The organism is Pseudomonas sp. JUb42 (assembly GCF_024807945.1).
Lineage (GTDB): Bacteria > Pseudomonadota > Gammaproteobacteria > Pseudomonadales > Pseudomonadaceae > Aquipseudomonas.
Genome location: NZ_JANUFD010000003.1, coordinates 479,982 through 502,974, shown reverse-complemented (window position 1 = coordinate 502,974; position 22,993 = coordinate 479,982). Strand labels below are relative to the sequence as shown.

General features: G+C 57.1%; 22 protein-coding genes. 12 read left to right on the top strand and 10 right to left on the bottom strand.

Features of this window, described 5'->3' with window-relative positions; all coding sequences use genetic code 11:
- Nucleotides 1-129 precede the first annotated feature (129 nt).
- From M2401_RS08890 to M2401_RS08865, 6 genes are all read left to right on the top strand, one after another.
- On the top strand, nucleotides 130-1,095 hold the full coding sequence (locus M2401_RS08890) for an L-carnitine dehydrogenase (protein WP_259101641.1): 966 nt from the start codon (nucleotides 130-132) through the stop codon (nucleotides 1,093-1,095).
- Between the two features lie 211 nt (nucleotides 1,096-1,306).
- Nucleotides 1,307-1,792: a thioesterase family protein gene (locus M2401_RS08885; protein ID WP_259101640.1), complete on the top strand. Its 486-nt coding sequence runs from the start codon at nucleotides 1,307-1,309 to the stop codon at nucleotides 1,790-1,792.
- 217 nt (nucleotides 1,793-2,009) lie between these two features.
- Nucleotides 2,010-2,171, top strand: coding sequence for a hypothetical protein (locus M2401_RS08880; protein ID WP_259101639.1), 162 nt, complete (start codon nucleotides 2,010-2,012; stop codon nucleotides 2,169-2,171).
- On the top strand, nucleotides 2,165-3,883 hold the full coding sequence (locus tag M2401_RS08875) for a hypothetical protein (protein ID WP_259101637.1): 1,719 nt from the start codon (nucleotides 2,165-2,167) through the stop codon (nucleotides 3,881-3,883). Before M2401_RS08880 ends, M2401_RS08875 begins: the two co-directional genes overlap by 7 nt.
- On the top strand, nucleotides 3,808-4,437 hold the full coding sequence (locus M2401_RS08870; protein WP_259101635.1) for a hypothetical protein: 630 nt from the start codon (nucleotides 3,808-3,810) through the stop codon (nucleotides 4,435-4,437). Before M2401_RS08875 ends, M2401_RS08870 begins: the two co-directional genes overlap by 76 nt.
- 26 nt (nucleotides 4,438-4,463) lie before the next feature.
- Entirely contained in the window at nucleotides 4,464-7,361 is a 2,898-nt protein-coding gene (locus M2401_RS08865) for an RHS repeat-associated core domain-containing protein (protein ID WP_259101634.1), read from the top strand.
- A gap of 93 nt (nucleotides 7,362-7,454) precedes the next feature.
- Here M2401_RS08865 and fba read toward each other — a convergent pair whose 3' ends face one another.
- From fba to tkt, 7 genes are all read right to left on the bottom strand, one after another.
- Nucleotides 7,455-8,519 carry a class II fructose-bisphosphate aldolase gene (gene fba, locus M2401_RS08860; RefSeq protein ID WP_259101632.1) on the bottom strand — a complete coding sequence of 355 codons (1,065 nt, stop codon included), beginning with the start codon at nucleotides 8,517-8,519 and terminating at the stop codon, nucleotides 7,455-7,457.
- 99 nt (nucleotides 8,520-8,618) lie between these two features.
- Nucleotides 8,619-8,948 carry an MliC family protein gene (locus M2401_RS08855; RefSeq protein ID WP_259101630.1) on the bottom strand — a complete coding sequence of 110 codons (330 nt, stop codon included), beginning with the start codon at nucleotides 8,946-8,948 and terminating at the stop codon, nucleotides 8,619-8,621.
- A 54-nt stretch (nucleotides 8,949-9,002) separates the two neighbouring features.
- On the bottom strand, nucleotides 9,003-9,197 hold the full coding sequence (locus M2401_RS08850; protein ID WP_259101629.1) for a hypothetical protein: 195 nt from the start codon (nucleotides 9,195-9,197) through the stop codon (nucleotides 9,003-9,005).
- Between the two features lie 89 nt (nucleotides 9,198-9,286).
- Nucleotides 9,287-9,517, bottom strand: coding sequence for a hypothetical protein (locus M2401_RS08845; protein ID WP_259101627.1), 231 nt, complete (start codon nucleotides 9,515-9,517; stop codon nucleotides 9,287-9,289).
- A gap of 28 nt (nucleotides 9,518-9,545) precedes the next feature.
- Nucleotides 9,546-10,709, bottom strand: coding sequence for a phosphoglycerate kinase (locus M2401_RS08840; RefSeq protein WP_259101626.1), 1,164 nt, complete (start codon nucleotides 10,707-10,709; stop codon nucleotides 9,546-9,548).
- A gap of 18 nt (nucleotides 10,710-10,727) precedes the next feature.
- A complete protein-coding gene (gene epd / locus M2401_RS08835; protein WP_259101623.1) occupies nucleotides 10,728-11,777 on the bottom strand; it encodes an erythrose-4-phosphate dehydrogenase in 1,050 nt (349 codons plus the stop codon).
- Between the two features lie 148 nt (nucleotides 11,778-11,925).
- Nucleotides 11,926-13,923: a transketolase gene (gene tkt / locus M2401_RS08830; RefSeq protein ID WP_259101622.1), complete on the bottom strand. Its 1,998-nt coding sequence runs from the start codon at nucleotides 13,921-13,923 to the stop codon at nucleotides 11,926-11,928.
- A gap of 249 nt (nucleotides 13,924-14,172) precedes the next feature.
- Here tkt and M2401_RS08825 point away from each other — a divergent pair, with 249 nt between their 5' ends.
- Both M2401_RS08825 and metK read left to right on the top strand, forming a co-directional pair.
- The gene (locus M2401_RS08825) at nucleotides 14,173-15,186 is read left to right on the top strand and encodes a metalloregulator ArsR/SmtB family transcription factor (RefSeq protein WP_259101619.1); all 1,014 of its coding nucleotides are present in this window, start codon (nucleotides 14,173-14,175) and stop codon (nucleotides 15,184-15,186) included.
- Between the two features lie 2 nt (nucleotides 15,187-15,188).
- A complete protein-coding gene (gene metK, locus M2401_RS08820; protein WP_259101616.1) occupies nucleotides 15,189-16,379 on the top strand; it encodes a methionine adenosyltransferase in 1,191 nt (396 codons plus the stop codon).
- A gap of 231 nt (nucleotides 16,380-16,610) precedes the next feature.
- Here metK and M2401_RS08815 read toward each other — a convergent pair whose 3' ends face one another.
- Nucleotides 16,611-17,231 (bottom strand): LysE family translocator, encoded by a 621-nt coding sequence (locus tag M2401_RS08815; RefSeq protein WP_259101613.1) that lies wholly within the window; start codon nucleotides 17,229-17,231, stop codon nucleotides 16,611-16,613.
- 187 nt (nucleotides 17,232-17,418) lie between these two features.
- Between M2401_RS08815 and ligB the strand changes: the two genes are divergently transcribed.
- Both ligB and M2401_RS08805 read left to right on the top strand, forming a co-directional pair.
- Nucleotides 17,419-19,104 carry an NAD-dependent DNA ligase LigB gene (gene ligB, locus M2401_RS08810; RefSeq protein WP_259101611.1) on the top strand — a complete coding sequence of 562 codons (1,686 nt, stop codon included), beginning with the start codon at nucleotides 17,419-17,421 and terminating at the stop codon, nucleotides 19,102-19,104.
- Between the two features lie 114 nt (nucleotides 19,105-19,218).
- Entirely contained in the window at nucleotides 19,219-19,587 is a 369-nt protein-coding gene (locus M2401_RS08805) for a DUF1090 domain-containing protein (RefSeq protein WP_409033897.1), read from the top strand.
- Between the two features lie 117 nt (nucleotides 19,588-19,704).
- On the opposite strand, the gene M2401_RS08800 is transcribed toward M2401_RS08805, so the two are convergent.
- Nucleotides 19,705-20,151: a cytochrome c gene (locus M2401_RS08800; RefSeq protein ID WP_259101605.1), complete on the bottom strand. Its 447-nt coding sequence runs from the start codon at nucleotides 20,149-20,151 to the stop codon at nucleotides 19,705-19,707.
- Nucleotides 20,152-20,232: 81 nt separating this feature from the next.
- On the bottom strand, nucleotides 20,233-20,631 hold the full coding sequence (locus M2401_RS08795; RefSeq protein ID WP_259101602.1) for an MAPEG family protein: 399 nt from the start codon (nucleotides 20,629-20,631) through the stop codon (nucleotides 20,233-20,235).
- A 277-nt stretch (nucleotides 20,632-20,908) separates the two neighbouring features.
- Between M2401_RS08795 and M2401_RS08790 the strand changes: the two genes are divergently transcribed.
- Nucleotides 20,909-22,072 carry an MFS transporter gene (locus M2401_RS08790; RefSeq protein ID WP_259101600.1) on the top strand — a complete coding sequence of 388 codons (1,164 nt, stop codon included), beginning with the start codon at nucleotides 20,909-20,911 and terminating at the stop codon, nucleotides 22,070-22,072.
- A 55-nt stretch (nucleotides 22,073-22,127) separates the two neighbouring features.
- Nucleotides 22,128-22,931 carry a DeoR/GlpR family DNA-binding transcription regulator gene (locus tag M2401_RS08785; protein ID WP_259101597.1) on the top strand — a complete coding sequence of 268 codons (804 nt, stop codon included), beginning with the start codon at nucleotides 22,128-22,130 and terminating at the stop codon, nucleotides 22,929-22,931.
- The last annotated feature ends 62 nt before the right edge of the window (nucleotides 22,932-22,993 follow it).

Here is a 22,993-nt window from a genome sequence, read left to right as displayed (position 1 = left end):
ACAGCTTTTCTGTGGGAGCGGATTCATCCGCGAAGAGGCCGGTACATCCAATACACATGCAGTGCCTGCTTTCGCGAATGAATTCGCTCCCACAAGCAGCCTTGTGGAATTCAATTCAGGAAACCAATCATGACTTTCATCACCGACATCAAAACCTTCGCCGCTCTGGGTAGCGGCGTGATCGGCAGCGGCTGGGTTGCCCGCGCCCTGGCTCACGGCCTTGACGTAGTGGCCTGGGATCCGGCTCCCGGCGCCGAAGCCGCACTGCGCAAACGCGTTGCCAATGCCTGGCCGGCCCTTGAGCAAAAAGGCCTGGCCGCAGGCGCCTCGCAGGAGCGCCTGCGTTTTGTCGCGACCATCGAAGAATGCGTGCGTGATGCCGACTTCATTCAGGAAAGCGCCCCCGAGCGCCTGGACCTGAAACTTGACCTGCACAGCAAGATCAGCGCCGCCGCCAAGCCCAACGCTTTGATCGGCTCCAGCACCTCGGGCCTGCTGCCCAGCGAATTCTACGAAGACGCAACCCATCCGGAGCGTTGCGTAGTCGGCCACCCCTTCAACCCGGTGTATCTGTTGCCGTTGGTGGAAGTGGTCGGCGGCGTAAAAACCGCGCCGGAAGCGGTACAGGCGGCAATCAAGGTTTATGAATCCCTGGGCATGCGCCCGCTGCACGTACGCAAGGAAGTACCCGGCTTTATTGCCGACCGTCTGCTAGAAGCGCTGTGGCGTGAAGCGCTGCACCTGGTCAACGACGGCGTCGCTACCACTGGCGAGATCGACGACGCGATTCGCTTCGGCGCTGGTCTGCGCTGGTCGTTCATGGGCACCTTCCTGACCTACACCCTCGCCGGTGGCGATGCAGGTATGCGTCACTTCATGGCCCAGTTCGGCCCGGCCCTGCAGTTGCCGTGGACCTACCTGCCCGCGCCGGAGCTGACCGACAAGCTGATCGACGACGTGGTCGACGGCACCAGCGACCAGCTCGGCAGCCACAGCATCGCGGCTCTTGAGCGTTATCGCGACGACTGCCTGCTGGCCGTGCTGGAAGCGGTCAAGACCACCAAGGCCAAGCACGGCATGGCCTTCAGCGACTAAACGCCCTGGTTAACCGCTGATTCAGGGGCGATTTTTTAAAAGCGAGCTGTGCGGCAACGAATTGTGGGAGCGAATTCATTCGCGAAGAGGCCGGTACATTCGACGTGCTTTTATCGTCTTCAACACCGCTTTCGCGAATGAATTCGCTCCCACAGAAGTCTCCACCACAGAATTAGCTTTCACCGAGTTCGCTCCCACCTGGAGTATGAGCATGCCCACCCTGACCACCTACACCACCCCGGTCCTCGCCGATTGGGTCGATTACAACGGCCATCTGCGCGATGCCTACTACATGCTGATCTTCAGCTACGCCACCGACGCCTTCATGGATCGTATCGGCCTGGACAGCAACAACCGTGACGCCAGCGGCCATTCTCTGTTCACCCTGGAGGCGCACATCAACTTTCTGGATGAGGTGAAGCTGGGCGAACAGGTAGAAGTGCGCACCCAGATCGTCGCTCTGGACCGCAAGCGTGTACATCTCTATCACAGCCTGCACAAAGTCGGCGTCGATGATCCGCTGTCGGCCAGCGAACAAATGTTGCTGCACGTCGACCTGGCGACCGGGCCGCGTTCGGCGCCGTTCAGTGATGCTTCATGGAGCGCGCTGGAAGGGATTGTCGAGAGCCAGAAGGATTTGCCCGTGCCGCAGTATGTCGGGCGGGTAATTGGTTTGCCTAAAAGCCAAAGTAAATAAAAGACGGTTAATATATCGCGAAGATAAATATAGGAGCCCCATAAAGCGCCTATATTTTGAATGTTCTCGCTGTAAGAAAAACAGACAGTAGACAGCCCATACAAAAGCGCTACGCTTAACTTCATGGAATGACGTACCGCCCGACAACCATCATTAGTACCTGGAAACTGACACATAGAACTCACTTTTCAGTCTCCAGATACCAGGAGAAATGAGAATGGACAGCTCACTGATTCAAAAATTGAGTTTAATGCCCAAGGGGTTGCCCCTTAGGATTAACAGCAAAAACCACATCCTGGACCAAGGAGACCTACAAAGCGTCGATGTGGATGCCAAAAAGGCAACCCTCTACAATACTGTCTATGAAAAAATATGGTAATTGATCTTTCAGCGGCCGAAACGATAAAGTTTCTACTCGGAAACACTGACTATCCACTCATCGCTGACAAGCCCCTCCCTACCATATCTACACATACTAATTCGATCGCCTTGGATTCTGGATTTTTTACCCCAACCCTGCCAACCACAACACTAACGGGCAACATAGGCAGCGGCCCTACGTTAGACCTGGAAGTATTTTTTCCGACAGACTCCAAAGCCCCGCTCTGCACTGCAAACATCACCTACTGCGAAAAAATAGAGCAGGTATCATACACAGAATCATTTAACGGCGAGATGATAACAGCCCGAACATTGCGTGCTGGCGAACCCGCTCCTTTAACGCTGCACTTGTCAACCGGCGAAGTTATCTACACAGATACAAGACCAGGTACATTTTTTATTAACCCAACCGTCAAAGTAATTACCATCCATGAAAAAAACCTCCTTAAAGCGATAAAAATAGTAAAAAACAACGGCACAACTGAAATACTGGAACCGATTGACTACTTCGACCTTGAGTTCGTCGCGGGCATATCAGGAGCACTAAGATTTGATTATTTTCTACCCACCAAAATACTGAACGAGTTCGGGCACACCCTCAATATTAAATGGGCATTATTACCGGGAGTAGAACGGTCTCCCTTTATCACTTCGGTTTGGGACAGCAGCGGTGAGTTATTCAGCTCGTCATGGCCCATAGATGGCGAAACCGAAACATCTATCTTTCCCAAAACAATCACTCTGACACTTCACCCTGCAACCACGTACAAACAAACAACCACACTTGAATTCTCAAACAAAAAAATCGCAAAATCCACTACATCAGCGGACGGGTGCTCCACAAGCTACACCTACGATAAAGACTGTAATCCAATCGAAATAAAAACCTCAACAAATATTATAAAAACTATAAAATACAACACCAAAAAACAAGTACTGGAGTATAGCCTTACCGCCCCAAACTGCGAAAAATATACCGAACTTTATACGTATGAGAAGTTAAAAGATGGCAAGAAAACCATCCAGATCCAAAATATATCTGGCACCACCAGTCTGAAAAACGAGTATACGTTCGACAATAGCGGAAATTTGCTCATTACCGAGAAATTCCAAGGTGATTATAGCGAGGAATATCGTACCACCTACACATATGACAGCCCATCAAAAACCCTGAACAAAAAGACGACCAAGACTTGTAAGATAAAGGGTCAAGACAAGGACATACAAGACATCACTGTCGCTGCCTTCGACACTGCAGGCAATTTGATCAGCAAAACCGAGAATGGCGTCACTACCGAGTGGACTTATTATCGAGGAGCCCCTAAGGAAGAAGATATTGTCGAGCGCAGCTATAGAAAGAACAGCGTGCAGGGGCCAATCGGAGTACTCGGTTGGATAGGTGACTACATGAATCCTATCGGCTGGCTCAATAATGCTTTCAATAGTAAGGGTTTAACGTGGGGCACCGTACAAGACATTGCCACCCAGCTTAAACCGTTCCCGACGTCCGACGGCAAGAAAAAATATAATCTGCCCATCGATATTACTTGTCCGGGGGACTCAAATTTTTTCAAAGTGTACGTAGAATCCGAGAAAATATACACATTGAAGGACAGTAAACGCATCGACCTTCAATGGACCTTTTCGGCTACTCAAGCGTCCCCGCAAGCAACGCTGATATTGCAGGCCCTGCAGTCAAACCTTCGGTAAAATTAACACTCATCGACCCGGTTAGTGATGACCTTATCAAGCTGAAACCCGGCTCCGGTGCTATTGCCGTTGAAACAACGGAGTACTACCTGGATACCAAAGATAGCGCACACGGCCGGGTAAAATCCCTAAGCCAGAAATTTATCAATAGCGCAGGAACAGACATTGAGTTATCCAAGCAAACCACAGAGTTTAAATACACACTGGCAGACGGCTTACTGACCACAGAGACCACCACGATCTCTCCGGAAAAAACTACCGATACCAGCGTAAGTATTCTTGAATTCCGTTCCGGCACGCTGATTGAAACAACTGATATTAGCGGTCTTCGCACCCAATATACTTACGATAATTCCGGTCGACTCCTGAAACAGGCGCGAACTCAAGTAGGAGAGGCAACTACTGAAGAAATCCAATTTGAGTACACCCAAGAAAGTGCTCAACCCTGCGTAATTCAGCGTTTGCCCAGTGGTGAAATATCACGGAGTCGCTTTGATTACTTCGGCAGGCAAGTCGCAAGCGATATCCAGCTCCCCGGTAAAAAACATGGCTGACACTCTCTGAAACCATCTACGACACCTTGGACAGGGAAGTCAAAACGATTGAATACGATTACAAATACGATGAAACTCAGCTTTTCGCCATCGAACGGGTTACGACATATGACAATTGGGGCAACATATCAAAACAGCAGATTGTTAATGGCGAGGCCCGGTGCTTCCAATATGACGCACTCAATAGAAATATTTATCAGTGGAGTGAGTACGGGAAAAACGTCAGTGAAAAAATAAAAATCCACTATGACGCGCAAGGAAAAATAGAATCGCGGGCTTATGTCAATGCCAACGGGCTGGACAATGAAATAGAAAACTATACCTATGACGCAACCGGCCGGCTAAGTAAAGTGACCCCGGCCAATGGTTCTTCGATACAGTACAGCTATGACGCTTTTGACCGTACTGCTAGTATTCAGCAAGGTGACCTGACGACTACAAATGAATATCCATCTCACACGCGACTACCCGTCGCTAACAGAGCGACGGTGAAAAGTGAAAGGGACTCGGCCGCTTATGAAGTTGGAAAGCGTAAAGTGGATGGATTGGGACGGATTACTGAAACTAATATTGGAGGACGCACTCAAAAATATGTCTACACAGGTAGCAGTAGTTGGGGCAAGAGTCAGATCGCCCCCATAAAAATTGTAGATCCTTCAGTGGTAACTACTACCAGCACAACTTACAATCAATTTACAGGAGCAGCAACACAATCCAACGTAAGCTATATGCAGAAAACTACATCGACAAGTACGTCCTATTCCGTGCGCGGCCTGCAGTTGGAATGGATTGATGATTTCGGCAACAAGACCTCTTTCAGTTATGACGAGCTGGGCCGATTGAAAAGCACCACCAGCAACAAAGTTACAACCACCCTGACTTATGATGGCTGGGGGCGATTGGGTAGCGAAGCGGTTACCGCGATTTCGAGCGGGCAATGCGTGACAACCAATTACAGCTATGACAGCCAGAGCCGAGAAACTGAACGCCGCTTTGAAAGTAAAGACTTTGCAAAACTGACACTCAAAAATACCTATGAGCAAGACCGCCTGGTGAGCAGTCAGCTCCTGCAGGGCACAAAAGAACTGCGTCAGGAGAAATTCTCCTATACGCCATTAGGGCAGTTGAAGACCTACGAATGCACTGGCGAGCAGAAACCGGTTGACCATGCGAACAAGGCGCTGGAAAAACAGTCATTTACCTACGACATGTTAGGCAACATTACTACCTGTGTCAGCGTTTCAGGATCCAACAGCGACACGGCGACGTACAACTATTCTGCAACAGACAAAACGCAACTCCAGTCAATTACTCATACAGATAAAGCCTATGCCCCCATGAGCTACACCTACGATGATCAAGGCCGCATGAGCGAAAGCGCTCAAAACTATACCTTATCCTACAATAGCACTGGCAGGCTGAGCCAAATTATTTATAATACAACCAAAAACACATACGAATATCTCTACAACTCCTATGGACAACAAGCAGAATGCTATGGCTTCGAGTACTATGAGATGTTTTATTATCGAGATGATAAGCAGTATGCGCGAGATGGGCTGATAGAATTCGGCGACGCTAGCGAATTCCGCACGCTGGTCCTCTTGAATAATAATCGTAGCTGCAAAGTTCAACAGCAAATTTTGGCCAAAACAACCAGCTATAGCTTTGAACTTCAGGACATGCACGGCTCTTTGATAGCCAGCTATGATCCTGCAAATAAATCAACTACGTTCTTTTCCTACACCCCCTTCGGCTATCGCCCAGATAACTGGGAAACAAAAAACTGGTTGGGTTACAACGGTGAACCCATTGATCGGGTAACAGGCCTCTATCATCTTGGTAACGGTTACCGAGCTTATGACACGACCATTCAGCGATTCCACATACCGGACAGCTTGAGCCCATTCGGCGAAGGCGGCGCCAACGGTTATAGCTATTGTGCCGACCCTATCAATTTCCATGATCCTGACGGGCATGTCGAGATCGGAAACAGGTACAGTCGCGTGAACGAACCTGCATTAAATAGCCCGGTTGTACGCGCCGTCTTTGAGGGCGCCATCGGCATTGCACTCGCTCCTCTAACAGGAGGCGCATCAGTTGGGTGGGCAGTAGCGGCAACGGGTATTGCCATAGTATCGGCAGGATTTGGTATTGCGGCCGCTGCCACGGCGCAAAATAATCCGCAATTGTCGACCGGGCTTGGATGGGCCTCCCTGGGCACTGGCCTTGCCAGCGCAGGTGTTGGTATGTTTGGGGCAAAACTCGCTGGACTGGGTGCCGTTAGTGCAGGTCGCCAATTCGGCAGTTCGGGATGGCGCGCAGAAAACGCGGTTGCTACGCGGATGGTCCAGAGAAGAGGCACCATACCGGCGAGAAACCTGGGTTCTTTTGACGTGCATATGGTGGCAGGCAATCAGCGAATGCAAGCAGCCGCTGAAATCTACAGCGGGGGTCTAGATAGCCGTGTTTTGTTTATTGACGCCCATGCTATAGCCCGGAAAGGACACTATTTGAATCCTCTACCCAACACCGAAATGCAGTTCCGCTCAGGATTGGGTACAACGGCGACTGATTTCAAGACCACTTGGTCGCAACGTATCCAGGCCCGCACCCCTTACAGATACAAAGCAGGAGATACCGCAATTCCTGATTACGTTCTCGAAGAGTTTTCAATTGCAGAACATATTAGATCGGGGAGCCTGAGTGCAAACTTTCGATTCGAGTTGGCAGATATTGCTCAAGGAACCGGTGCAGATATATTGCGTCCCCTGGGCGATATGCGCCTCAGCGACCTGTTGAATACCCTTGAGAAAGAGGGATTTCACTATGATCGAATAGTAAATAATTACTGCCGAGGAACAATCAGCGGCACTAGCTGGGGGCTAGTGAAGCACATCAGGCGAAGCTTGAAACTCTTCTGATGAGTCATCCCGCATAAAAAAGCCGATGTCGGTACCCGACATCGGCCTTTCAAAGAGCCCGACTTCAGCTCATACAATCCAATCAACCATCACTCAGTTGATCTTGGCATCCAGCTCGCCTTTGGCGTAACGCTCGAACATGTGATCCAGGGAGATCGGCTTGATCTTCGAGGCATTGCCAGCGGTGCCGAAAGCTTCGTAGCGGGCGATGCAAACGTCGCGCATGGCCGAGACGGTCTTGGCCAGGTATTTGCGCGGGTCGAACTCGCTCGGGTTCTTGGCCATGAATTCGCGGATGGCACCGGTAGACGCCAGGCGCAGGTCGGTGTCGATGTTGACCTTGCGCACGCCGTGCTTGATGCCTTCAACGATTTCCTCGACCGGTACGCCGTAGGTTTCCTTGATGTCGCCGCCGTACTCGTTGATGATTTTCAGCCACTCTTGCGGGACCGAAGACGAGCCGTGCATCACCAGGTGGGTGTTAGGGATGCGTTTGTGGATCTCTTTGATGCGCTCGATCGCCAGGATGTCGCCGGTAGGCGGCTTGGTGAACTTGTAAGCGCCGTGGCTGGTGCCAATGGCGATGGCCAGGGCATCGACCTGGGTGCGCTTAACGAAGTCAGCGGCTTCTTCCGGATCGGTCAGCATCTGGCTGTGGTCCAGAATGCCTTCGGCGCCAACGCCGTCTTCTTCACCGGCCATACCGGTTTCCAGCGAACCCAGAACACCTAGTTCGCCTTCAACCGAAACGCCACAGGCGTGGGCGAAAGCCACTACGCGGCTGGTGACGTCGATGTTGTATTCGTAGGTGGTCGGCGTCTTGCCGTCGACACCCAGGGAACCGTCCATCATCACCGAGCTGAAGCCCAACTGGATCGAACGCTGGCAGATGTCAGGGCTGGTGCCGTGGTCCTGGTGCATGACCACCGGGATGTGCGGGAATTCTTCAATGGCGGCCAGGATCAGGTGACGCAGGAACGGGGCGCCAGCGTATTTGCGCGCACCGGCCGAAGCCTGGACGATCACCGGGGAATCGGTCTTGTCAGCCGCTTCCATAATGGCGCGCATCTGTTCCAGGTTGTTCACGTTGAAAGCTGGGACGCCGTAACCGAACTCGGCTGCGTGGTCCAACATCTGGCGCATGCTGATAAGTGCCATTGTCTGTATCTCTCCCGGTAGGGTCGTTAATCGTGCAAGCCTGCCGGAGCGGCGGCTGCTATTCAAGTTATCTGCATCGACCGTGGTCGGGCAGGTCGATCAGCCGGCTGCCTTGCAACCGCGACCGATCAAATCATTGGTGGCTTCCCAGTAAACCAGGCCTTCATCACCATTTACGTGAAACGCCAGCACGCCGTTACTGAACAGCGAACCGGAAGAACCGGGCACAACCTTGAGCGGGAAAACCTGCTCGCTCTGGTTCAAACGCGCTTCAACTCCGGTTTTACCCGGATTAGTGTAGCGCCAGTAGACTTCGGCCTTGCTGTCACAGACCCAATGGGTCCAGGCCGTAGTGGCTGGTTGTGTCCCTTGCAGGTTGGCGCAACCGCCGAGCACCGCAAATACCACGAGGGCAATCAAGCCTTTCATTGAATCTCCTGGCTTGCCCCGCGATGCCCGGCCCGTGCCGGTTGCCTCGATACTTCAGGGGCAATTCTGTTCGTTTGGCTTACCGGACGGCTCACCCGTGACATGCGCTTCGACCCGTTGATCGTTCTGGGTCGTCGGCACATCCACGGACGCCGGACTCAACACTTCACACGCTTTGGTGTGGGCACCGGAACCGGTACAACCCGCCAACACCAGACAACTGAACAGGGCCAGGGCAGCTACTTTCATGGTGAAGCTCCTTCCTTGCGAAAAAGATACTTACCCAGTAGTGACCACTGCGCCCCGCAGATGTTGCTCCGCTACTCAGCCAGGCCGACTCAACGGCAGGCCACCGGGCCGACCGCCGGCATGAAATCGTAACGATCCCACGCTTGCGGCCCGCCGCGCTTGTAGAGGACCGGTACGGTTTCAGCCTGCCAGGCAGATTGATAGCAGCCCACGGCGAGCACCTGGGGTGCTGCGCTGCGGTCAACTTCATCCGCCTCAGGTGCGCTGGCACAGCCGGTCAACAGACCAGCGAATATGAGCAGCGGTAACGGCTTGACCATGTGAATCCCCTTTCCCAAAGCCCGTTGATCAGGCCTTGGCACGTTGTTCCAGCATTTCGACCGCAGGCAGGACCTTGCCTTCGACGAATTCCAGGAATGCGCCGCCACCGGTGGAAATGTAGGAGATTTGCTCGGCAACGCCATATTTATCGATGGCTGCCAGAGTGTCACCACCACCAGCAATGGAAAACGCCGGGCTTTGCGCGATGGCCTGGGCCAGAACCTTGGTGCCGTTACCGAACTGATCGAACTCGAATACGCCGACCGGACCGTTCCACAGGATAGTCTTGGAAGATTTCAGCAGTTCGGCGAAGTGCGCAGCGGTTTGCGGCCCGATGTCGAGGATCATGTCGTCATCAGCCACGTCTTTGATGAGTTTGACCGTGGCTTCGGCGGTTTCAGCGAATTGCTTGGCGACAACCACGTCGGTCGGCAATGGCACGCTGACCTTGGCGGCGATGGCGCGGGCGGTGTCCAGCAGGTCCGGCTCGTACAGGGACTTGCCGACCTTGTGCCCGGCTGCAGCCAGGAAGGTGTTGGCAATGCCGCCGCCGACGATCAGCTGATCGCAGATCGCGCTCAGGCTGTTGAGGACGTCGAGTTTGGTCGAGACCTTGGAGCCGGCAACGATGGCGGCCATTGGCTTGGCCGGCGCACCCAGAGCCTTGCCCAGTGCGTCCAGTTCAGCAGCCAGCAGGGGACCCGCCGCGGCGACCTTGGCGAACTTGGCCACGCCATGGGTCGAACCCTCGGCACGGTGAGCGGTGCCAAAGGCGTCCATCACGAAGATGTCGCACAGGGCAGCGTATTGCTGCGCCAGCTCGTCGGCGTTCTTTTTCTCGCCCTTGTTGAAGCGCACGTTCTCGAACAGCACGATGTCGCCGGCCTTGACGTCAACACCGCCCAGGTAGTCGGCCACCAGCGGCACTTCGCGACCCAGAGCCTTGCTCAGGTAGTCGGCAACCGGCTTGAGGCTGTTTTCGGCGGAGAATTCACCTTCGGTCGGGCGACCCAGATGCGAGCAGACCATCACGGCCGCGCCCTTTTCCAGCGCCAGCTTGATGGTCGGCAGCGCGGCAAGAATGCGTGCGTCGCTGGTGACAGCTCCGTCCTTGACCGGGACATTGAGGTCTTCGCGGATCAGTACACGCTTACCTTGCAGATCAAGGTCGGTCATCTTCAACACGGTCATGTGAGGCGGTCCCTGTTTTTACTGTTGTGAGTTGGCGGCACGCAAATAGTGATTCGCGGTGTCCAGCATTCGATTGGCAAAGCCCCATTCGTTGTCGAACCAGGCCAGCACGTTGACCAGCCGTGGGCCGGAAACGCGGGTCTGACTCGCATCGACGATCGCCGAATGAGGGTCATGATTGAAGTCACAGCTGGCGTGGGGCAGTTCGGTATACGCCAGCAGGCCTTTGAGCGGGCCGCTGGTGGCAGCCTCGCGCAAAATCCGGTTGATCTCCACGGCATCGGTATCACGTTTGACTTGCATGGTGATATCGAGGCACGACACGTTCACCGTCGGCACACGAACTGCTTTGGCCTGAATTCGCCCGGCAAGTTCCGGAAGCAGGCGCTCAATACCGCGCGCCAGACCAGTGGACACCGGAATGATCGACTGGAAGGCCGAGCGCGTACGGCGCAGATCTTCATGATGATAGGCGTCGATTACCGGCTGGTCGTTCATTGCCGAGTGAATCGTGGTGATGGTGATGTATTCCAGGCCCAGCTCGCGGTTGAGCAGGTCCAGCAACGGCACGCTGCAGTTGGTGGTGCAGGATGCGGCGGAAACCAGACGCTCGGCGCCGGTCAGGGTGTGCTGGTTGATGCCGTAGACGATGGTGGCGTCGACATCAGCTTCGCTGGCCATGGGCTGGGAGAACAGCACGCGGGGTGCTCGGGCGGCCAGAAAGCGCTCGCCATCGGCCCGGGTGTTGTAGACACCGGAGCATTCCAGCACCAGATCGACGTCCAGCGCGTTCCAGTCGATGCCTTCGGGCGTCGCGCTGCGGAACACTTTGATGACGTGATCGTTGATATGCAGAAAATCGCCTTCGACCCGCACTTCGCCGGGAAACCGGCCATGGGTGGAGTCAAAGCGCGTGAGGTATTCGAGACTGGCCATGTCAGCCAGGTCGTTGATCGCAACCACTTCAAACCCGGCCTTCGCCCCTCGCTCACAGAGCGCACGCAGGACGCAACGACCGATCCGGCCGTAGCCGTTCAGAGCAACTTTATACATGCGGGGTTGGGGCATGGGGTTCTCGCAGCACAAGCGGATTGCGAAAAACCTGTGGGAGCGGATTCATCCGCGAATGGGCCACTACGGCGTTGATCACCTAGAGACCTCTGGCGCCTCAACTGGCGCCTTCGCGGATGAATCCGCTCCCACAGGGCTGAGCCAATCAGTCTTCCAGCAATTCTTCCGCTGTGCTGATCACATTCTCCAGGGTGAAGCCGAACTCTTCGAACAGCGCAGGCGCAGGCGCCGACTCGCCGAAGGTGGTCATGCCGATGACACGACCTTCCAGACCGACGTACTTGTACCAGTAGTCGGCGTGGGCCGCTTCGATGGCGATACGGGCGCTGACCTGCAACGGTAGGACCGCTTGCTTGTAGCCGGCGTCCTGGGCTTCGAAGACGCTGGTGCAAGGCATCGACACCACGCGAACCTTACGGCCGGCAGCAGTCAGCTTGTCGTAGGCCTGAACGGCCAGGCCAATTTCAGAACCAGTGGAGATCAGGATCAGCTCCGGCTCACCAGCGCAGTCACGCAGCACATAGCCGCCACGGGCGATGTTCGCCAGTTGCTCGGCATCGCGGCTTTGGTGTGGCAGGTTCTGACGGGAGAAGATCAACGCCGACGGGCCGTCGTTGCGCTCCAGGGCATATTTCCAGGCCACGGCCGATTCGACCGCGTCCGCCGGACGCCAGGTGTCCAGGTTAGGCGTGGTACGCAGGCTGGTCAGCTGTTCGATCGGCTGGTGCGTCGGGCCGTCTTCGCCCAGACCGATGGAGTCGTGGGTGAACACATAGAGCACGCGCTTCTTCATCAGGGACGACATGCGCACTGCGTTACGGGCGTATTCCATGAAGATCAGGAAGGTTGCGCCGTATGGCACGAAGCCACCGTGCAGGGCGATACCGTTCATCATGGCGCCCATGCCGAACTCGCGCACGCCGTAGTGCAGGTAGTTACCGTTGGCGTCTTCGCCGGTGATGCTCTTGCAGCCTTTCCAGATGGTCAGGTTGGAACCGGCCAGGTCGGCCGAACCGCCGAGCAGTTCAGGCAACAACGGACCGAAGGCCGTCAGGGAGTTCTGGCTGGCCTTGCGGCTGGCGATGGTTTCGCCCTTGGCGTTGACTTCAGCCACGTAGGCAGCGGATTTTTCCGCGAAGTCAGCCGGCAGCTCGCCGCTCATGCGACGGATCAGCTCGTTGGCCAGCTCAGGGAAAGCAGCGGAGTAGGCAGCGAAACGCTGGTCCCACTCGGCTTCGACAGCCAGGCCTTTTTCCTTGGCATTCCACTCGGAGTAGATATTGGCCGGGATTTCGAAAGGACCGTGGGTCCATTTCAGGGCCGCACGGGTCAGGGCGATCTCTTCGGCGCCCAGTGGAGCGCCGTGGCACTCTTCCTTGCCCTGCTTGTTCGGCGAGCCGAAGCCGATGGTGGTCTTGCAGCAGATCAGGGTCGGCTTGTCGCTCTTGCGCGCGGTGTCGATGGCGGTCTTGATCTCTTCCGGATCGTGACCGTCGACGTTGCGGATGACCAGCCAGTTGTACGACTCGAAACGCTTTGGCGTGTCGTCGGTGAACCAGCCTTCGACTTCGCCGTCGATGGAGATGCCGTTGTCGTCGTAGAAAGCGATCAGCTTGTTCAGGCCCAGGGTGCCAGCCAGGGAGGCGGCTTCGTGGGAGATGCCTTCCATCATGCAGCCATCACCCATGAACACATAGGTGTGGTGGTCGACGATGTTGTGGCCAGGACGGTTGAACTGCGCCGCCAGAATCTTTTCAGCGGCAGCGAAGCCGACCGAGTTGGCGAAACCCTGGCCCAGCGGGCCGGTGGTGGTCTCGACGCCAGGCGTGTAGCCGTATTCCGGGTGGCCCGGAGTGCGGCTGTGCAACTGACGGAAATTTTTCAGGTCGTCGATGGACAGGTCGTAGCCGGTCAGGTGCAGCAGCGAGTAAACCAGCATCGAACCATGGCCGTTGGACATGATGAAGCGGTCACGGTCGGCGAACGACGGGTTGCTCGGGTTGTGCTTCAGGTAGTCACGCCAAAGAACTTCCGCGATATCCGCCATGCCCATAGGGGCACCGGGATGGCCGCTGTTGGCTTTCTGCACGGCATCCATGCTGAGGGCACGAATGGCGTTGGCTCGCTCACGACGGCTGGGCATCGCTGATCTCCTGGGGGCAGTAAAGAATGGGATCGGAAAAAGGGGTGCATTTTCCCTCAGGCATTGCTGCGGGGCAATGACAGATAACGTCCGAGGCGTGATTTTCCTGCCTTGGCACGACGATTTGCCCGTTATCAGTACGCTGTGCCGGAATCACGACGCCTGATAAACGCCATTCATCAACCAATATCAAAACTTTTTGATACTGAACTTGCGCAGGCGCCGGTCGCTCTCTAGACTGCCAGCCCTATGAACCTTCGCGTGCCTGCAATTCGCCATGACACCTGCGACGACCTGTCAGCCTTGTGCAAGGCAGGCGGCGATCCGTTGCGGCTGAACGTATTGCGCGCCCTGGCCAACGATTCGTTCGGCGTGCTGGAGCTGGCGCAGATTTTCGCCATAGGCCAATCGGGCATGAGCCACCACTTGAAGGTGCTGGCACAGGCTGATCTGGTCGCAACCCGCCGCGAAGGCAATGCGATTTTCTATCGCCGCGCCCTGCCCCACACCGGACAACCGGGCGGCAGGCTGCATGCAGCGCTGCTCGATGAAGTCGATACCCTGCAGTTGCCGGATGACGTGCAAGCAAGGATCGGCCTAGTGCATCGCCAGCGCGCCACCGCCAGTCAGGATTTTTTTGCCCGGGTCGCGGACAAATTTCGCGCCCAGCAGGATCTGATTGCGGGCCTGGCGCAGTACCGCGAAAGCCTGCTGTCGCTGCTCGACAAGCTGAGCTTCGGCGCCGATGCCACGGCACTGGAAGTGGGCCCCGGCGACGGTGGCTTCCTGCCGGAACTGGCACGACGCTTTCGTCACGTCACGGCGCTGGACAACAGCCCGGCTATGCTTGAGCTGGCGCGCCAGCTGTGCGCACGTCAGGCATTGGCTAACGTTGAGCTGCGTCTTGCCGATGCATTGGGGGACACCCAACTGCGTGCCGACTGCGTGGTCTTGAATATGGTGCTTCACCACTTCGCCGCACCGGCTGAAGCACTTGGCCAACTGGCGGACCTGGTGCAACCAGGCGGTAGCCTGTTGGTGACAGAGTTGTGTAGCCACGACCAGAGCTGGGCCAAGGAGGCCTGTGGCGATCTCTGGTTGGGTTTTGAACAGGACGATCTGGCCCGTTGGGCCGTCGCTGCGGGGCTAGTTCCCGGGGAAAGTCTTTATATAGGCTTACGTAATGGTTTCCAGATCCAGGTTCGCCACTTTCAGCGACCGGCTGGCAACACTCACCATCGGTACATTTCAGGAAACCCGTAGAGATGAGCGAATACTCCCTTTTCACCTCCGAATCCGTGTCTGAAGGACACCCAGACAAGATCGCTGACCAGATCTCCGACGCTGTACTGGATGCCATCATTGCCCAGGACAAACACGCTCGCGTAGCCGTTGAGACCCTGGTCAAGACCGGTGTTGCCATCGTTGCCGGCGAAGTGACCACCAGCGCCTGGGTCGACCTGGAGCAGATCGTTCGTGACGTGATCAGCGACATCGGCTACACCAGCTCCGACGTCGGCTTCGACGGCGCCACCTGCGGCGTGATGAACATCATCGGCAAGCAGTCCCCTGACATCAACCAGGGTGTCGACCGTGCCAAGCCTGAAGATCAGGGCGCCGGCGACCAGGGCCTGATGTTCGGCTACGCCAGCAACGAAACCGCAGAACTGATGCCTGCGCCAATCGCGTTCTCGCATCAATTGGTCAAGCGCCAGGCTGAAGCACGCAAGTCGGGCCTGCTGCCTTGGCTGCGTCCGGATGCAAAATCCCAGGTCACCTGCAGCTACGAAAACGGCAAGGTTGTCGGTATCGATGCCGTCGTTCTGTCGACCCAGCACAACCCGGAAGTGTCGTACAACGACCTGCGCGAAGGCGTGATGGAACTGATCGTCAAGCACGTACTGCCTGCCGAACTGCTGCACAAGGACACCCAGTTCCACATCAACCCGACTGGCCAGTTCATCATCGGCGGCCCGGTTGGCGACTGCGGTCTGACCGGTCGCAAGATCATCGTCGACAGCTACGGCGGCATGGCCCGTCACGGCGGTGGCGCGTTCTCCGGCAAGGATCCATCCAAGGTTGACCGTTCGGCTGCCTACGCTGGCCGTTATGTTGCCAAGAACATCGTTGCCGCTGGCCTGGCCGAGCGTTGCGAGATCCAGGTGTCCTACGCCATCGGCGTCGCTCAACCGACTTCGATCTCGCTGAACACCTTCGGCACCGGCAAGATCAGCGATGACAAGATCATCAAACTGGTTCGCGACATCTTCGACCTGCGTCCATACGCGATCACCAAGATGCTCGACCTGCTGCACCCGATGTACCAGGAAACCGCAGCCTACGGCCACTTCGGTCGTACGCCGCAAACCAAGACCGTGGGCGACGACACCTTCACCACGTTCACCTGGGAAAAAACTGACCGCGCCGAAGCCCTGCGCAAGGCGGCCGGCCTGTAATACAGCCTTGGCTGTAGCTCAGTGAAAAAGCCCCCGCAGACCCGGTCTGCGGGGGCTTTTTGCATTCAGCCAGACACTATCGAGGCAAGCCCGAGGCGGGCGCTGTTTGTGGGAGCGAATTCATTCGCGAAGGCGGTGTTACAGACTCCCTGTTTTCGACGAATGTACCGACCTATTCGCGAATGAATTCGCTCCCACAGTCCGCCCTCGTGAAAACCAGACAACCAAACCTCACGCCCGCCGCGCCACCAACAACACCGAAGCCGCCCCCGCCAATAACGTCGCGCAAATCCGGTTGAACAGGCGCTTGCCGCTAGGCCGCGCAAACAGCTTGCGCGCATGCACACCCATGCAGCCGTAGAGCGCGATCGCGATGCATTCCAGCGCGAGAAACAGACCACCCAACACAGCGAACTGCCTGATCACATCGCCCCCCTGATCGACAAACTGCGGCAGGAACGCAGTGAACAGCAGGATCGCCTTGGGATTGCCGATCGCTACCAGAAACTCCTGCCGGGCCAGGCTGCCCATGCCGATCATGGCGACCTTCGCCTCGTCTTCCATCGTCGGTTTCGCCCGCCAAAGCTGCACGGCAATGTAGAACAGATAGGCCGCACCCACGATCTTGATCCCGTGAAACAACCACTCCGACGTATGCAGAACAGCGGTCAGGCCCACCGCCGCCAGGGCAATCATGATCGCGAAGGCCAATAACCGCCCAAGCCCGCCGAGGCAGGCCATGACCAGGCCATAGCGACTGGCATTGCTGATGGACAGCAGATTGTTCGGCCCCGGCGCCATGTTCAGGGCAAAGCAGGCAGGGACGAAGACAAGCAGCGTTGCAAGATTCATGAGGCACCCAGGCGTGAGTGAAGTCGGGCTTTCATTCTGCATGGGCCAGCGCCCGGCTCAAGGTACAGCTATGCGCGCAAACGAGGGAGATCTGTACCGACCGGCAAAATCCGGTAACCACCTCATCCGCCAAAACCATCGGGATATCACTAGCCTGTCAGTTCTGACCTCAAGCAAGGACGCTTCGATGCTGACCAATCTGCGCCTCCTGATCTGCACCGCCCTGACCCTCAGCGCGCTCACCGCCCGCGCCGAATCCTGCCCAGATTGGCAGCCCGCACAGGCCCGTGACGAAATCCGCCAACTGCAACAGCAGATCGACCTGTGGGACGACAGTTACCACCGCCAGAACATTTCGCTGATCCCTGACGAACTGTATGACCAATCCCGCCAGCGCCTGAGCGCGCTACACCAGTGTTTTGCCAGCGTGACGGCCGAAACCGCAGCCCCGCTACGCACGGCGAAAGGCCCGATAGCTCACCCCATCGTTCATACAGGCGTGTCAAAACTGGCCGACACCAACGCCGTGCAGGACTGGATCAAGAACCGTAAAAATCTGTGGATTCAACCCAAAGTCGACGGGGTCGCCGTGACGCTGGTGTATCAGAAAGGCCGACTCACCCACCTGATCAGCCGCGGCGACGGCAGGCACGGCCATTCATGGACTCGCCATGCCGCACAGATCGACGCCATCCCCAACCGCCTGCCCTGGGAGGAAACCCTGGTCCTGCAAGGCGAGTTGTACTGGCGCCTCGACGGGCATGTACAGGCTAAATCAGGCAGCCTCAACGCCCGCAGCAAGGTTGCCGGGCTGATGGCCCGGCAGCAGATGAGCACTGAAGATGCAGCGAATATCGGCTTGTTTGTCTGGGACTGGCCCGCAGGCCCTGCCGAGATGCCCGAGAGGCTGACCGGACTGGGCGCCATGGGTTTCACTGACAGCGCCCTTTACAGCCAACCCCTGAATACCTTTAGCCAGGCCGAGCAATGGCGTGAGAACTGGTATCGCAGCCCGCTGCCCTTTGCCACCGATGGCGTGATATTGCGCGAAGGCCTGCGCCCGCCCATAGAGCGTTGGCAACCCAGGGCGCCGTACTGGATCGCCGCATGGAAATATCCATTCGCCCAGGCTCTGGCTGAAGTGCGCAAAGTCGAGTTCGCCATTGGCCGTAGCGGGCGGATCAGTCCGGTGCTGGAGCTCAAGCCGATCCGCCTGGATGACCGACAAATCAGCCGCATCAGCGTCGGCTCGCTGCAACGCTGGCAGCAACTGGATATACGTCCCGGCGACCAAGTCGCAATCAGCCTGGCGGGGCTGACCATCCCGCGCCTGGATGGGGTTATTTCGCGCAGCGTCGAGCGTGTCGAACTACAGGTTCCCAAGGCTGAGGACTATCATTCATTGAGTTGCCTACAGATTGTCCCGGGCTGTGAAGGCCAGTTCCGTGCCCGCCTGGCCTGGCTCAGTGGCAAGAAGGGCTTGGGCCTCACGGGTGTCGGGCCGGGCACCTGGGACAGCCTGATTGAGGCAGGAATGGTCAAAGGCATGCTGGATTGGATGTCCATGGACAGCGCGCGACTTGCTACCATGCCCGGCTTTGGTGAGCGGCGTAGCGCCAAGTTGCTCACAAGTCTGCAAAGTGCCCGTGAACGCCCCTTCCTTTCCTGGCTCAAAGCCATCGGCCTGCCTGCGGTTGCCGAAGCGAACCTGGCTGATAACTGGCGAGACCTGGCGATACGCAGCCATGAACAATGGCAGGCACTGCCGGGTATCGGGCCGGTCAGGGCGACGCAACTGGTTGGCTTTTTTCAGGACCCTCAGATACAGGCACTAAGCCAGCAATTGCAAAGCCTGGGCATTCAAGGTTTTTAGTAGTCCGTCATTTTTCAGCGCCCGGTTTTTTCTTCATCTGTGCCGAGCGCCACTGTTGTTTCAGGAGTTGTCATGAAGTTGTTGTCGCCCTTGTTTCTGTTGAGCAGTCTGGCCATGTTCAGCGTTCCCGTATTCGCTGAAGACGCATCGCCACCGTCGATGGGCTGTGCCGCCAAGAGCCAGGAAATCCGCAGCAAAATCCAACAGGCCAAAACCGATGGCGACAAGGATCAGCAAGCAGGACTGGAGAAGGCCCTGAGTGAAGCGAACGCCAACTGCAGCGAGACGTCGCTGCTCAAGCAACGCGAGCAGAAAGTGCTGGACGCCAAACGTGAAGTCACCCGCCGCCAGAACGATCTTACCAAGGCCATGGAGAAAGGTGACGCGCAGAAGATCAACAAGCGCAAAGAGAAGCTGGCTGATTCGCGCAAAGAATTGCAGGAAGCCCAGACCGAGCTTGAGAAGATTCAGCCGGAGGATTGACAACATAACTGGATTGCCTGCAGGAGCTGACGAAGGCTGCGAAAGCGGTGTATCTGACAGGCCTATTCGCAGCCTTCGGCAGCGCCTACAACACCGTGATTGCCGCACGACACTCCGTCAGTAAACCCGAAACTCCTTATGGCAGGCCTCACACGCTGCCTGAACCTTACTTAATGAGGGAGCCAGGACAGCAGCCGTCGGCTTGGCCGCAGCAACTCCCTTCAACTCACCCGTGGCCGCTTCCAGTGAGCTGACCAGTACCTGAAAACGCTCTTGCTTCTGCCAGACATCATCCTTGGCGCTGGTGTGGTCGGCTTCCTTGACCTGAGGAAAATGCTTCCACGGCTCCTGAGCCAGGGCGTCCAGCTTGACCGCTGCATCGCTGAAACGCTGGCCATCGAACGCCACACGCCCGTTGAGCATGCCGTTCATGTCCTCGCTGGTCTTGAGCATCTCTTTGAAGATCGCCTTGCGCTGGCCCAGAGGCGAGTTCGGATCAACCCCGCCGCAGGCGCTCAAGGCCAGTATGGCCAGCATTGCGATACACAGCTTTTGCACGTTCATGATCGATCCAGGCCAGGGGAAAACGGCGTGCAGTATCCGGGCATGACCGGCAAACACCAAAGCGGTGCATTGCCGCAGAGGTTAGCTAGCCGGGAATGCAGAAACGCCGAACAGCGTCACGATCAATATCAGACCGACAAACCACACCAGCGAACGCAGGGCTGCCCAGTCCGCCAGATAGCAAATGATGTACACCACGCGAGAGGTGATATAGAGCACCGCCAGCGCATCAATAGTGCCGCCCTGGGCGTTGCCGGCTATCTCCGCGATGATCACCGCGGCAGCAAAACCCGGCAGGCTTTCGAAGCTGTTCAACTGCGCGGCATGAGCGCGGCGGGGCAAGCCTTCGAGTTTTTCGAGAAATGCGCGCGGGTCGTGATTCTGTCGCGGGCTGAACCTGCCGCTGCTGTACTTGGCCACAGAGGTACACACGTAAGGCAGAAGGATCGCGACCAATACGCACCAGAAGGCAACTGTCATGTGTTTATTCCTTGGAGTTTGAGTGTCATCGCAAGCATGGCCCACAGGCTATGAACCGCAGGCTGGCAAAAGGTTCTTGCGACGAACCGCCGTGCTTGCGAGGCTTTTTTAATTCGCGATATTTCAACTCGTCCATCATACTTGAGCACGTTATCGCCGCACCCGGCTGCGCACTTCTAATACCAATAATCCCATCGCCTGTCTTGAATGCCCTGCTGCGTTCGAACAGGCGCACGTGCCCTATCCGGTCAATTCACATAAAGACTGGGATTCACCCATGCCACTCGCCTTGTTTGCACTCGCCGTTGCCGCTTTCGGTATCGGTACCACTGAATTCGTCATCATGGGCCTGCTGCCTGATGTCGCCAATGATCTGCACGTCAGCATTCCCAGTGCCGGGCTGCTGATCACTGGCTATGCCCTGGGCGTGGTGTTCGGTGCACCGATCCTCGCCATCGCCACCGCCAACATGCCGCGTCGGGCAACGCTGCTGGGCATGACCCTGACCTTCGTACTGGGTAACGCGCTGTGTGCCCTGGCGCCGAACTACACGGCACTGATGAGCGCGCGGGTGATTACTGCACTCTGCCATGGCGCCTTCTTCGGCATTGGCTCGGTGGTCGCCGCCGGGCTGGTCGCGCCAAACAAACGCGCTCAGGCCATTGCCCTGATGTTCACCGGCCTGACCCTGGCCAATGTCCTCGGTGTGCCATTGGGCACGGCATTGGGGCAGTTCGCCGGTTGGCGCTCGACTTTCTGGGCGGTGACCGTGATCGGCCTGATTGCCGTAGTCGCACAGGTGGCCTGGCTACCCAAGGAAATCCCCTTGCAAAGAACCAACCTGGCCGCCGAGCTGCGCGTGCTGGGCAAAACCAATGTGCTACTGGCCATGGCCATGAGCGTGATGGCCTCGGCCAGCCTGTTCAGTGTGTTCACCTATATCGCGCCGATCCTGCAGGACATCACCGGCGTCAGCCCCCATGGCGTGACCATCATGCTGCTGATCTTCGGCGTCGGCCTGACCGTGGGCAGCATTCTCGGCGGCAAGCTGGCTGACAGCCGCCTGCTGCCGTCACTGGTCGGCATGGCCCTGGCCACGGTGCTGATCGTCGCGGCGTTCAGTCAGACCAGTCGTTCGCTGATCCCGGCGGCCATCACCCTGTTCGTCTGGGGCGTTACGGCTTTCGCCCTGTGCCCGATCCTGCAACTGATGATCATCGACCAGGCCCACGAAGCGCCCAACATGGGCTCGACCCTGAACCAGAGCGCCTTCAACCTCGGTAATGCCACTGGCGCCTGGATCGGCGGCCTGGTGGTCGGCAGCGGCGTGCAACTGACTGAACTGCCCTGGACCGGCGCCGCCCTGGCCATGCTGACCTTGCTGACAGCACTGTTCTACATTTACCTGCAACGCCGACATGCGCAGACCGTAGGCGCCTGAGGCGTGATTGGCTAACATGGCCGCCAAGCCGGTCCCACAGGCCACAGGAGAAAGCATGTCCAGCGAAGAGGAGATCGCCGTCATTGGCGGTGCACCGATGATCCCCGATCAGCGTCGGGAGCTGATGCTGCGCCAGCTACGCAAGCATCAGGTACTCAGCGTGCATCAGTTGGTGGAGATGTTCGACTGCTCACACATGACCATCCGCCGCGATATCGCTCTGCTGGAACAGGAAGGCCGCGCCTATTCAGTGACCGGCGGCGTGCGTATCGCCAGCCAGGTCCACAGCGAACCGAGCCATCAGTCCAAGGCGGTCATCGAGCTGCCGCAAAAACAGCGCATGGCCCGCCTGGCAGCCGGTCTGCTGCATAACGACATGACGGTCTACCTGGATGCGGGCACCAGCACCCTGGAAATCGTCCCGCACATCGTCGCCCTGTCGGGCATGACCGTGGTTACCAACGACTTCGGCATCGTCAACGCCCTGGCCGAGGCCAGCCATGTCGACGTGATCCATACCGGCGGCCTGCTCGACCATCCGAACATGTCCTGCGTCGGCGGCCTGGCCGCAGCGACCCTGCGCCAACTGGCGACCGACATTGCTTTCATGTCCACCAGCTCCTGGGACTTGCAACGCGGCACGACCACGCCATCGGCCCTCAAGGTCGAGGTCAAACAGGCTGCCATGCAGGCCGCCTCGCAGACCGTACTGGTCGCGACCAGCTCGAAATACGGCACCTTCGGCATGTACAAGGTCACCGGGCTGGAACAGTTCGACACCATCATCAGCGACGCCGACCTGGCCCAGGCGGCGGCGGACGGGATTCGCAAGCAGCGGGTAGAGTTGTTGTTGGCGTAGACGCCGACAAAATCCGTTCTCCAGACTTGCTTGGTCCCGCAGGAAGATCCGACCCCGTCTTT

Excerpts from the sequence above, each read along its gene's own strand:
- epd (WP_259101623.1), bottom strand. The coding sequence starts at position 11,777 with ATGCCCCAACCCCGCATGTATAAAGTTGCTCTGAACGGCTACGGCCGG.
- M2401_RS08890 (WP_259101641.1), top strand. The coding sequence starts at position 130 with ATGACTTTCATCACCGACATCAAAACCTTCGCCGCTCTGGGTAGCGGC.
- M2401_RS08825 (WP_259101619.1), top strand. The coding sequence starts at position 14,173 with ATGAACCTTCGCGTGCCTGCAATTCGCCATGACACCTGCGACGACCTG.
- M2401_RS08845 (WP_259101627.1), bottom strand. The coding sequence starts at position 9,517 with ATGGTCAAGCCGTTACCGCTGCTCATATTCGCTGGTCTGTTGACCGGC.
- fba (WP_259101632.1), bottom strand. The coding sequence starts at position 8,519 with ATGGCACTTATCAGCATGCGCCAGATGTTGGACCACGCAGCCGAGTTC.
- ligB (WP_259101611.1), top strand. The coding sequence starts at position 17,419 with ATGCTGACCAATCTGCGCCTCCTGATCTGCACCGCCCTGACCCTCAGC.
- M2401_RS08795 (WP_259101602.1), bottom strand. The coding sequence starts at position 20,631 with ATGACAGTTGCCTTCTGGTGCGTATTGGTCGCGATCCTTCTGCCTTAC.
- tkt (WP_259101622.1), bottom strand. The coding sequence starts at position 13,923 with ATGCCCAGCCGTCGTGAGCGAGCCAACGCCATTCGTGCCCTCAGCATG.
- M2401_RS08850 (WP_259101629.1), bottom strand. The coding sequence starts at position 9,197 with ATGAAAGTAGCTGCCCTGGCCCTGTTCAGTTGTCTGGTGTTGGCGGGT.
- M2401_RS08875 (WP_259101637.1), top strand. The coding sequence starts at position 2,165 with ATGGTAATTGATCTTTCAGCGGCCGAAACGATAAAGTTTCTACTCGGA.
- M2401_RS08885 (WP_259101640.1), top strand. The coding sequence starts at position 1,307 with ATGCCCACCCTGACCACCTACACCACCCCGGTCCTCGCCGATTGGGTC.
- metK (WP_259101616.1), top strand. The coding sequence starts at position 15,189 with ATGAGCGAATACTCCCTTTTCACCTCCGAATCCGTGTCTGAAGGACAC.
- M2401_RS08855 (WP_259101630.1), bottom strand. The coding sequence starts at position 8,948 with ATGAAAGGCTTGATTGCCCTCGTGGTATTTGCGGTGCTCGGCGGTTGC.
- M2401_RS08800 (WP_259101605.1), bottom strand. The coding sequence starts at position 20,151 with ATGAACGTGCAAAAGCTGTGTATCGCAATGCTGGCCATACTGGCCTTG.
- M2401_RS08870 (WP_259101635.1), top strand. The coding sequence starts at position 3,808 with ATGGACCTTTTCGGCTACTCAAGCGTCCCCGCAAGCAACGCTGATATT.
- M2401_RS08790 (WP_259101600.1), top strand. The coding sequence starts at position 20,909 with ATGCCACTCGCCTTGTTTGCACTCGCCGTTGCCGCTTTCGGTATCGGT.
- M2401_RS08805 (WP_409033897.1), top strand. The coding sequence starts at position 19,219 with ATGTTCAGCGTTCCCGTATTCGCTGAAGACGCATCGCCACCGTCGATG.
- M2401_RS08785 (WP_259101597.1), top strand. The coding sequence starts at position 22,128 with ATGTCCAGCGAAGAGGAGATCGCCGTCATTGGCGGTGCACCGATGATC.
- M2401_RS08840 (WP_259101626.1), bottom strand. The coding sequence starts at position 10,709 with ATGACCGTGTTGAAGATGACCGACCTTGATCTGCAAGGTAAGCGTGTA.
- M2401_RS08815 (WP_259101613.1), bottom strand. The coding sequence starts at position 17,231 with ATGAATCTTGCAACGCTGCTTGTCTTCGTCCCTGCCTGCTTTGCCCTG.
- M2401_RS08880 (WP_259101639.1), top strand. The coding sequence starts at position 2,010 with ATGGACAGCTCACTGATTCAAAAATTGAGTTTAATGCCCAAGGGGTTG.